General features: G+C 71.9%; 10 protein-coding genes. All 10 read left to right on the forward strand.

The window, feature by feature from the left end; translation table 11 throughout:
- The first annotated feature begins 75 nt into the window (after positions 1-75).
- Positions 76-492 (forward strand): Rieske (2Fe-2S) protein, encoded by a 417-nt coding sequence (locus ACFUEL_RS27735; protein WP_380239496.1) that lies wholly within the window; start codon positions 76-78, stop codon positions 490-492.
- A 125-nt stretch (positions 493-617) separates the two neighbouring features.
- Positions 618-2,621, forward strand: coding sequence for an excinuclease ABC subunit UvrC (gene uvrC, locus ACFUEL_RS27740; protein WP_380239497.1), 2,004 nt, complete (start codon positions 618-620; stop codon positions 2,619-2,621).
- A gap of 2 nt (positions 2,622-2,623) precedes the next feature.
- On the forward strand, positions 2,624-3,502 hold the full coding sequence (rapZ, locus tag ACFUEL_RS27745) for an RNase adapter RapZ (protein ID WP_380239502.1): 879 nt from the start codon (positions 2,624-2,626) through the stop codon (positions 3,500-3,502).
- A gap of 61 nt (positions 3,503-3,563) precedes the next feature.
- Positions 3,564-4,619, forward strand: a complete 1,056-nt coding sequence (yvcK, locus tag ACFUEL_RS27750; protein WP_380239498.1) for a uridine diphosphate-N-acetylglucosamine-binding protein YvcK — start codon at positions 3,564-3,566, stop codon at positions 4,617-4,619.
- Complete coding sequence (gene whiA / locus ACFUEL_RS27755) at positions 4,610-5,590, forward strand: DNA-binding protein WhiA (protein ID WP_014138611.1); 981 nt, start codon at positions 4,610-4,612, stop codon at positions 5,588-5,590. The genes yvcK and whiA overlap by 10 nt, the downstream gene beginning before the upstream one ends.
- A gap of 229 nt (positions 5,591-5,819) precedes the next feature.
- Positions 5,820-6,827, forward strand: coding sequence for a type I glyceraldehyde-3-phosphate dehydrogenase (gene gap, locus ACFUEL_RS27760; RefSeq protein WP_123563004.1), 1,008 nt, complete (start codon positions 5,820-5,822; stop codon positions 6,825-6,827).
- A gap of 160 nt (positions 6,828-6,987) precedes the next feature.
- Positions 6,988-8,193 (forward strand): phosphoglycerate kinase, encoded by a 1,206-nt coding sequence (locus ACFUEL_RS27765; protein ID WP_380239499.1) that lies wholly within the window; start codon positions 6,988-6,990, stop codon positions 8,191-8,193.
- A 7-nt stretch (positions 8,194-8,200) separates the two neighbouring features.
- On the forward strand, positions 8,201-8,986 hold the full coding sequence (gene tpiA / locus ACFUEL_RS27770) for a triose-phosphate isomerase (RefSeq protein WP_380239500.1): 786 nt from the start codon (positions 8,201-8,203) through the stop codon (positions 8,984-8,986).
- 87 nt (positions 8,987-9,073) lie between these two features.
- Positions 9,074-9,307: a preprotein translocase subunit SecG gene (gene secG, locus ACFUEL_RS27775; RefSeq protein ID WP_380239501.1), complete on the forward strand. Its 234-nt coding sequence runs from the start codon at positions 9,074-9,076 to the stop codon at positions 9,305-9,307.
- Between the two features lie 162 nt (positions 9,308-9,469).
- A complete protein-coding gene (locus ACFUEL_RS27780) occupies positions 9,470-9,757 on the forward strand; it encodes an RNA polymerase-binding protein RbpA (RefSeq protein WP_014138616.1) in 288 nt (95 codons plus the stop codon).
- Positions 9,758-9,824: the final 67 nt, after the last annotated feature.

The following is a 9,824-nucleotide window of genomic DNA, read 5'->3' on the forward strand; positions in this document are numbered from 1 at the left end:
GCCGCAGGGGCTCCCGGGCGGGCCCGTCCGCGCGTGCTAGGTTGCTGGCGCCAAATCCCGCACCGAGGAGCCCCGATGACCGAGCCCACCGCCTCCCGCCGTACCGTCCTGTGCTGCGCGGCCGTCGCGCTCGCGGGGGCCGCGGCCGCCGGCTGCTCCTCCTCGAAGCAGGACGACGCCAAAAGCGCCTCCACCGGCCCGGTCGACCTCGGCCCGGCCGCGGACGTGCCGGTCGGCGGCGGCAAGGTCTACCGCGAGCAGGCCGTCGTGGTGACGCAGCCGGCCGCGGGGGAGTACAAGGCGTTCAGCGCCAAGTGCACGCACGCCGGGTGCCTGGTCAACGGGGTGGTAAAGGACCAGATCCAGTGCCTGTGCCACGGCAGCCGGTTCGGGATCTCCGACGGCGCGGTGCAGGACGGTCCGGCGCCGGAGCCGCTGCCCGCCTACCAGGTCGCGGTGCAGAACGGGAACCTGCAGGTCACCAAGGGCTGACCGGACGCCGACGGCAGGAGGGGGACCCGCGGGGGAACGACGGGGCGGACTGCCGGCCGACCCCGGAGGAGTCCGACCGACGGCGTCCGCGCCGTGCTGTCACCGGCAGTCGGTACGGTAGGGGCATGGCAGACCCGTCCACCTACCGACCGGCGCCGGGGGCGATCCCGCTCTCTCCCGGGGTGTACAAGTTCCGCGACGCGCACGGCCGGGTCATCTACGTGGGCAAGGCGAAGAGCCTGCGCCAGCGCCTCTCCTCGTACTTCCAGGACGTGGCGAACCTGCACCCGCGCACCGCGACGATGGTCACCACCGCCGCCTCCGTGGAGTGGACGGTGGTCTCCACCGAGGTCGAGGCGCTGCAGCTGGAGTACTCCTGGATCAAGGAGTTCGACCCGCGGTTCAACGTCAAGTACCGGGACGACAAGAGCTACCCGGAGCTCGCGGTCACCCTGAACGAGGAGTTCCCCCGCGTCCAGGTGATGCGCGGCGCGCACAAGAAGGGCGTGCGCTACTTCGGCCCGTACGGGCACGCCTGGGCGATCCGCGAGACGGTCGACCTGCTGCTGCGGGTCTTCCCGGTGCGGACGTGCTCCAACGGCGTCTTCAAGCGCGCCCAGCAGGTCGGCCGCCCCTGCCTGCTCGGCTACATCGGCAAGTGCGCGGCCCCCTGCGTGGGCCGGGTGAGCGCCGCCGAGCACCGCGAACTCGCCGAGGAGTTCTGCGACTTCATGGCCGGGCGGACGGGCGGCCACCTGCGCCGGGTCGAGCAGGAGATGCAGCAGGCCGCCGCCGAGATGGAGTACGAGAAGGCCGCCCGGCTGCGCGACGACCTCGGCGCCCTGCAGCGCGCGATGGAGAAGAACGCGGTCGTCCTCGGCGACGGCACCGACGCCGACCTGCTGGCCCTGGCCGAGGACGAACTCGAGGCCGCCGTGCAGATCTTCCACGTCCGCGGCGGCCGGGTCCGCGGCCAGCGCGGCTGGGTCACCGACAAGGTCGAGGACGTCGACACCGCGGGCCTGGTCGAGCACGCCCTCCAGCAGCTCTACGGCGAGGGCAACGAGCAGGTCCCGCGCGAGGTGCTCGTCCCCGCGCTGCCCGGCGAGGCCGTGCACGAGTGGCTGTCCGGCCTGCGCGGCGCCCAGGTCGACCTGCGCGTCCCGCAGCGCGGCGACAAGAAGGACCTGATGGAGACCGTCCAGCGCAACGCCCAGCAGGCGCTGGCGCTGCACAAGACCAAGCGCGCCTCCGACCTGACCACCCGCAGCCGCGCCCTGCAGGAGATCGCCGACGCCCTGGAGCTGGACTCCGTCCCGCTGCGCATCGAGTGCTTCGACATCTCGCACCTCCAGGGCGAGGACGTGGTGGCCTCCATGGTGGTCTTCGAGGACGGCCTGGCCCGCAAGAGCGAGTACCGCCGCTTCCAGATCAGGACGTTCGAGGGCCAGGACGACGTCCGCTCGATGCACGAGGTGATCACCCGCCGCTTCCGCCGCTACCTCCAGGAGCGCGAGCGCACCGGCGAGTGGGCCGTCCCCGAGGAGGCGCCGGAGGAGGACGGCTCGCCGCTCGACGAGAACGGCCGCCCCAAGCGCTTCGCCTACCCGCCGCAGCTGCTGGTGGTCGACGGCGGGCAGCCGCAGGTCGCCGCCGCCGTCCGGGCGCTGGACGAACTGGGCATCGACGACGTCGCGGTGTGCGGGCTGGCCAAGCGGCTGGAGGAGGTCTGGCTGCCCGGCCAGGACGACCCGGTGGTGCTGCCGCGCTCCAGCGAGGGCCTCTACCTGCTGCAGCGGGTGCGCGACGAGGCGCACCGCTTCGCGATCACCTACCAGCGGGCCAAGCGCGCCAAACGGCTCACGGCGGGGGAACTGGACTCCGTCCCCGGCCTGGGCGAGACTCGCCGCCGGGCCCTGCTCAAGCACTTCGGTTCGCTGAAGAAGCTGCGGGCGGCGACCGTCGACGACATCTGCGCGGTCCCCGGGATCGGGCGCCGCACCGCCGAGACTGTTGTCGCGGCCTTGGCCTCCCGTACACCCGCCGCATTCGCGGTCAACACCGCGACCGGCGAGATCATCGAAGACAGCACGGCCACAGCAGTACCGAGAAGCGGGGAAGAGACGTGACAGTGTCCAACGGGGGAGAGACCACCCCCGAGCTGGTGATCATCTCCGGCATGTCCGGGGCGGGCCGCTCCACCGCCGCCAAGTGCCTGGAGGACCTCGGCTGGTTCGTGGTCGACAACCTGCCGCCCGCGCTGATCCCCACCATGGTCGACCTGGGCGCCCGCTCGCAGGGCGCGGTGCCGCGGATCGGCGTCGTGGTCGACGTCCGCGGCCGCACCTTCTTCGACGAACTGCTGACCTCGCTGGAGGAGTTGGAGAAGCGCGGCGTCCGGCTGCGGGTGCTCTTCCTCGACTCCTCCGACGACGCCCTGGTGCGCCGCTTCGAGTCGGTCCGCCGCCCGCACCCGCTGCAGGCCGACGGCCGGATCGTCGACGGCATCGCCCGGGAGCGCGAGCTGCTGCGCGAACTGCGCGGCGAGGCCGACCTGGTGGTCGACACCTCCAACCTCAACGTGCACCAGCTGCGCGCCAAGATGGACGCCCAGTTCGCCGGCCAGGACGAGCCCGAACTGCGCGCCACCGTGATGTCCTTCGGCTTCAAGTACGGCCTGCCGGTCGACGCCGACCTGGTGGTCGACTGCCGCTTCCTGCCCAACCCGCACTGGGTGCCCGAGCTGCGCGCCCGCACCGGCACCGACCCGGACGTCGCCGAGTACGTGTTCCAGCAGCCCGGCGCCCAGCAGTTCGTCGACGGCTACACCGACCTGCTGCGGATCATCACCGAGGGCTACCGGAGGGAAGGGAAGCGTTACATGACGCTTGCCGTAGGCTGCACCGGAGGCAAGCACCGCAGCGTGGCGATGTCCGAGCAGCTGACGAAGCGACTGATCGCGGACGGGGTCGAGACGGTGCTGGTCCACCGGGACATGGGCCGGGAGTAGCGGCCGGGAACCACCCGCGCCGCCGCCCCGGCCGAGCACGAGACAGGAACACGGTGTCGGCGTGACGGGATACGTGCCAGCACGGCAGCAGCTCCGGACCAGACCCGCCGAGCGGGCCGCCCAGCCGCGCCCCGGCGCGCCGCGCATCGCCGCCCTGGGCGGCGGCCAGGGCCTGTCCGCCTCGCTGTCCGCGCTGCGCCGGCTGACCACCGAGTTGACCGCCGTGGTCACCGTCGCCGACGACGGCGGCTCCAGCGGGCGGCTGCGCGCCGAGCTCGGCGTGCTGCCGCCCGGCGACCTGCGCAAGGCGCTGGCCGCGCTGTGCGGGGACGACGACTGGGGCCGCACCTGGTCCGAGGTGATCCAGCAGCGCTTCGCCGGCACCGGCGAGCTCGGCGGCCACGCGGTCGGCAACCTGCTGATCGTGGCGCTGTGGGAGAAGCTCGGCGACCCGGTGGAGGCGCTGAACTGGGTCGGCCGGCTGCTGAACGTGCAGGGCCGGGTGCTGCCGATGTCGGCCGTCCCGCTGGACATCGAGGCCCAGGTGCGCGGCCACGACCCGCTGCGCCCCGGCGAGGTGTCCGCGGTGCGCGGCCAGGCCGCGGTGGCGATCACCCCCGGCACCGTGCAGTCGATCCGGCTGCTGCCGGACGGGCCGCCCGCCGTCCCGGAGGCCGTGCGGGCCGTCCTGGAGGCGGACTGGGTGGTGCTCGGCCCCGGCTCCTGGTTCACCAGCGTGCTGCCGCACCTGCTGGTCCCCGAGCTGGCCAAGGCCCTCACCGAGACCCGGGCCCGCCGCCTGCTCACCCTCAACCTGGCCCCGCAGCCCGGCGAGACCGAGGGCTTCACCCCGCAGCGCCACCTGGAGGTGATCGCCGACCACGCCCCCGGCCTGGCGGTGGACGCGATCCTGGTGGACGAGCGCGCGGTCAGCGGCGGCGCCTTCGGCGTCGCCGACCTGGCCGGCCTGGAACAGGCCGCCGAGCGGATGGGCGCCGCCCTGGTGCTCGACTCGGTGGCCCGGGCGGACGGGACGCCGCGACACGACGCGGACCTCTTGGCCGCCGCGTACGACCGGATTTTCCGGACTCATGGAAGGATCAGCCCATGGCGATGACGGCAGCGGTGAAAGACGAGATCTCCCGGCTTCCCGTCACCCGTGCCTGCTGCCGCAAGGCGGAGGTCTCGGCGATCCTGCGTTTTGCGGGCGGACTGCACATTGTGAGCGGCCGCATCGTGATCGAGGCGGAGCTGGACACCGGCATTGCGGCACGGCGGCTGCGCAAGGACCTCCTGGAGATCTTCGGACACTCCTCGGATCTGGTGGTGATGGCCCCCGGCGGGCTGCGACGCGGCAGCCGGTACGTGGTGCGGGTGGTGAAGGACGGCGAGCTGCTGGCCCGGCAGACCGGGCTGGTCGACGGGCGCGGACGGCCGATCCGGGGCCTGCCCCCGGCGGTGGTCTCCGGCGCGACCTGCGACGCGGAGGCGGCCTGGCGCGGCGCCTTCCTCGCGCACGGCTCGCTGACCGAACCCGGGCGCTCCTCCTCCCTGGAGATCACCTGCCCGGGGTCGGAGGCGGCGCTCGCCCTGGTCGGCGCGGCCCGCCGGCTCGGCATCCCGGCCAAGGCCCGCGAGGTGCGCGGCGTCGACCGGGTGGTGATCCGCGACGGCGACGCGATCGGCGCGCTGCTCACCCGCCTCGGCGCGCACGAGTCGGTGCTCGCCTGGGAGGAGCGCCGGATGCGCCGCGAGGTGCGGGCCACCGCCAACCGGCTGGCCAACTTCGACGACGCCAACCTGCGCCGCTCGGCCCGCGCCGCGGTCGCCGCCGGCGCCCGGGTGCAGCGCGCCCTGGAGATCCTCGGCGAGGAGGTGCCCGAGCACCTGGCCGCGGCCGGCGCGCTGCGCATGCAGCACAAGCAGGCGTCGCTGGAGGAGCTGGGCGCGCTCGCCGACCCGCCGCTGACCAAGGACGCGGTGGCCGGGCGGATCCGCCGGCTGCTGGCGATGGCCGACAAGCGGGCCGCCGAACTCGGCCTGCCGAACACCGAGGCCAACCTGACCGAGGAGATGGCCCTGAACTGACGGGCGGTCAACCGTCCGACGGCGCAACCGAGGGGCGTGCGGAGCAGGTCGCGGCAGTCGCCGCGCCCGCTCCGCACGCCCCTTCCGCGCATCCGCGCCGCCGCGTCCCAACCGGTGAGGCGATGTGCCTTGCGACACTTGGGGGAGGTAGGGTCAGCAGTGGTCGGGGACAACCCAAATTTCACCCCCGTCGGGCTCCGGCCCGGCGTACCTAAGAGGAGATCGGTTCGTGACGATCCGGGTAGGCATCAACGGGTTCGGCCGCATCGGCCGCAACTTCTTCCGTGCGGTCAAGTCCCAGGGCGCTGACATCGAGATCGTCGGTGTCAACGACCTGACCGACACCAAGACGCTGGCTCACCTGCTCAAGTACGACACCACTCTCGGTACCTTCCCCGGCGAGGTCTCGCACACCGAGGACAGCATCACCGTCGACGGTCACACCTTCAAGGTCACCGCCGAGCGCGACCCCGCCAACCTTCCCTGGGCCGAGCTGGGCGCCGACATCGTCGTCGAGTCCACCGGCATCTTCACCAAGGCCGATGCTGCGAAGAAGCACATCACCGCCGGTGCCAAGAAGGTCATCATCTCGGCGCCCGCCAGCGACGAGGACATCACCATCGTCCTGGGCGTCAACGAGGACAAGTACGACGCGGCGGCGCACGACATCATCTCGAACGCCTCCTGCACCACCAACTGCGTGGCGCCGATGGCGAAGGTCCTGCACGAGAACTTCGGCATCGTCAAGGGCCTGATGACCACCGTGCACGCCTTCACCAACGACCAGGTCACCCTGGACTTCCCGCACAAGGACCTGCGTCGCGCCCGCGCCGCCTCGCAGAACATCATCCCGACCTCGACCGGTGCCGCCAAGGCCACCGCCCTGGTCCTGCCGGAGCTCAAGGGCAAGCTGGACGGCACCTCGCTGCGCGTCCCCGTCCCGACCGGCTCCATCACCGACCTGGTGGTCACCCTCGAGCGCGAGGTCACCAAGGACGAGGTCAACGCCGCGTTCCAGAAGGCCGCGCAGGAGGGCCCGCTCAAGGGCTACCTGGCGTACACCGAGGACCCGATCGTCTCCTCGGACATCGTCAACGACCCGCACTCCTGCATCTTCGACTCGCAGCTGACGATGGTCCAGGGCAACCAGGTCAAGGTGCTCGGCTGGTACGACAACGAGTTCGGCTACTCCAACCGCCTCGTCAACCTGGTCTCCCTCGTCGGCGACCAGCTCTGATCGCAGCGGTAGCTGACGTGACGTAAGGGGCAGGGCCCGGACGGCTGTGTTCGCCGACCGGGCCCTGCCCGCTGCGCCCGCCCCCCTCGTCCGTCCTACCCCTCCGGTGACCCGCCGCCGTGTCGCCGTCTGCCGTTTTCATCCCTTGAGGAGCAAGACCGTGAAGACGCTCGAAGACCTGGAGGTCTCCGGCAAGCGGGTGTTCGTCCGCGCCGACCTCAACGTGCCGCTGTCCGGTGACACCATCACCGACGACGGCCGGATCCGCGCCGTCGCGCCGACCATCGCCAAGCTCGTCGAGCGCGGCGCGCGCGTCGTCGTCGCCTCCCACCTGGGCCGCCCCAAGGGCGAGCCGGACCCGAAGTTCTCCCTCGCGCCGGTGGCCGTCCGCCTCGGCGAGATCCTCGGCCGCCCGGTGGCGTTCGCCACCGACACCGTCGGGGACAGCGCGAAGGCCACCGTCGCCGCCCTCGGCGACGGCGAGGTCACGCTGCTGGAGAACCTGCGCTTCAACGCCGGCGAGACCTCCAAGGACGACGCCGAGCGCGGCGCGTTCGCCGACGAGCTGGCCGCCCTCGCGGACCTGTACGTCGGCGACGGCTTCGGCGCGGTGCACCGCAAGCACGCCTCCGTCTACGACCTCCCGGCCCGGCTGCCGCACGCGGTCGGCGACCTGATCGCCACCGAGGTGGGCGTCCTCAAGCGCCTCACCGAGGACGTGGCCCGCCCGTACGTGGTGGTGCTCGGCGGCTCGAAGGTCTCCGACAAGGTCGGCGTGATCGAGAACCTGCTCGGCAAGGCCGACCGGATCCTGATCGGCGGCGGCATGATGTACACCTTCATCGCGGCCCAGGGCCACGGCGTGGGCGCCTCGCTGCTCCAGGAGGACCAGATCCCGGTCGTCCAGGACTACCTGAAGCGCGGCGCCGAGCAGGGCGTGGAGTTCGTGATCCCGGTCGACACCGCGGTCTCCGGCAGCTTCCCGGACGTCAAGACCGGCGCCCCGGTCGAGGACTACGCGGTCGTCGACGTGACGGCCATCCCGGACGGCGCGCTCGGCCTGGACATCGGCCCGCGCACCGCGCAGCTGTTCGCGGAGAAGATCGCCGACGCGAAGACCGTGTTCTGGAACGGCCCGATGGGCGTCTTCGAGCACCCCGCCTTCGCGGACGGCACCCGGGCGGTCGCCCAGGCGCTGCTCGACTCCGACGCGTTCACCGTGGTCGGCGGCGGCGACTCGGCGGCGGCGGTGCGCACCCTGGGCTTCGACGAGGACAAGTTCGGACACATCTCGACCGGCGGTGGCGCGAGCCTCGAGTACCTGGAGGGCAAGACCCTCCCCGGTCTCGCCGCCCTGGAGGACTGAGAAAGACATGACTGAGCGTCTCCCGCTGATGGCGGGCAACTGGAAGATGAACCTCGACCACCTCGAGGCCATCCAGCACACCCAGAAGCTGGCGTTCTCGCTGGCCGACAAGGACTACGAGGCCGTCGAGGTCGCCGTCCTGGTCCCGTTCACCGACCTGCGCTCGGTGCAGACCCTGGTCGACGGCGACAAGCTGAAGCTCAAGTACGGCTCGCAGGACATCTCCCAGCACGACGGCGGGGCCTACACCGGCGAGGTGTCCGGCCCGATGCTGGCGAAGCTGAAGGTCTCCTACGCGGTGATCGGCCACTCCGAGCGCCGCCAGTACCACGGCGAGAACGAGGAGATCGTCAACGCCAAGGTGAAGGCCGCCTACCGCAACGGGATCACCCCGATCCTGTGCATCGGCGAGCCGCTGGAGATCCGCAAGGCCGGCACCCACGTCGCGTACACCCTCGCCCAGCTCGACGGCGCCCTGGACGGCGTCCCGGCGAGCGACGCCGAGAGCATCGTCGTCGCGTACGAGCCGGTCTGGGCGATCGGCACCGGCGAGGTGGCCACCCCCGAGGACGCGCAGGAGGTCTGCGGCGCGATCCGGGCCCGGCTCGCCGAGCTGTACGGCGCCGAGCTGGCCGACAAGGTCCGCGTGCTGTACGGCGGTTCGGTGAAGTCCTCGTCCGCGGCCGGCCTGATGGCCAAGCCCGACGTGGACGGCGGCCTGATCGGCGGTGCCTCGCTGGACGCCGAGGAGTTCGTCAAGATCGTGCGTTACCGGGAGCAGGCAGTAGGCTAACGCCCCTGCAGCAACGTAGGCTTTGGGGCCGGACCGCGTGGAGCGGGCCCGGCCCCTTCGCCGAAGATTCGAGAGAGTTGGTCCGTCGTGGTTCTCGGGTTCGAATGTGCTCTGATCGCCCTGAGCTTGATCATGATCCTGCTGGTGCTGCTCCACAAGGGCAAGGGCGGCGGCCTGTCCGACATGTTCGGCGGCGGCGCGTCCTCGACCGGCGGCGGTTCCGCGGTGGCCGAGCGCAACCTGGACCGCATCACCGTGATCATCGGCATCGCCTGGTTCGCGTGCATCGTGGTCCTCGGGCTGCTGCTCAAGAACAACTGAGACCAAGTCGGCGGGCGATGGTGGCGCAGGCTTAACTCCCGCTTACACTAGGACGACTTCGCCACCGTCCGCCCAGCCGCGGCCGGACGGCACCAGCACGCAGGGAGTCAGACCGTGGCAAGTGGCAACGCGATCCGAGGCAGCAGAGTCGGCGCCGGCCCGATGGGCGAAGCGGAGCGCGGCGAGTCCGCCCCCCGCAACCGCATCTCCTTCTGGTGCGCCAACAAGCACGAGACGCGCCCCAGTTTCGCCGCCGAGGCGGCCATCCCGGACACCTGGGACTGCCCGCGCTGCGGGTTCCCGGCCGGCCAGGACGAGCACAACCCGCCCGCCCCGGCCCGCAACGAGCCCTACAAGACCCACCTCGCCTACGTCCGCGAGCGCCGCACCGACGCGGACGGCGAGGCGATCCTCGCCGAGGCGCTGGCCAAGCTGCGCGGCGAGATCTGAGCAGAGCGAGCAGCACGCGAAGGGCGCCACCGGTCACCGGTGGCGCCCTTCGCGCGTGCGGGGTGCG

It is taken from the genome of Kitasatospora sp. NPDC057198 (assembly GCF_042670125.1).
Taxonomy (GTDB): domain Bacteria; phylum Actinomycetota; class Actinomycetes; order Streptomycetales; family Streptomycetaceae; genus Kitasatospora.

Coding starts and splice junctions, on each gene's coding strand:
- ACFUEL_RS27735 (WP_380239496.1), top strand. CDS start 76: ATGACCGAGCCCACCGCCTCCCGCCGTACCGTCCTGTGCTGCGCGGCC.
- tpiA (WP_380239500.1), top strand. CDS start 8,201: ATGACTGAGCGTCTCCCGCTGATGGCGGGCAACTGGAAGATGAACCTC.
- whiA (WP_014138611.1), top strand. CDS start 4,610: ATGGCGATGACGGCAGCGGTGAAAGACGAGATCTCCCGGCTTCCCGTC.
- ACFUEL_RS27780 (WP_014138616.1), top strand. CDS start 9,470: ATGGGCGAAGCGGAGCGCGGCGAGTCCGCCCCCCGCAACCGCATCTCC.
- uvrC (WP_380239497.1), top strand. CDS start 618: ATGGCAGACCCGTCCACCTACCGACCGGCGCCGGGGGCGATCCCGCTC.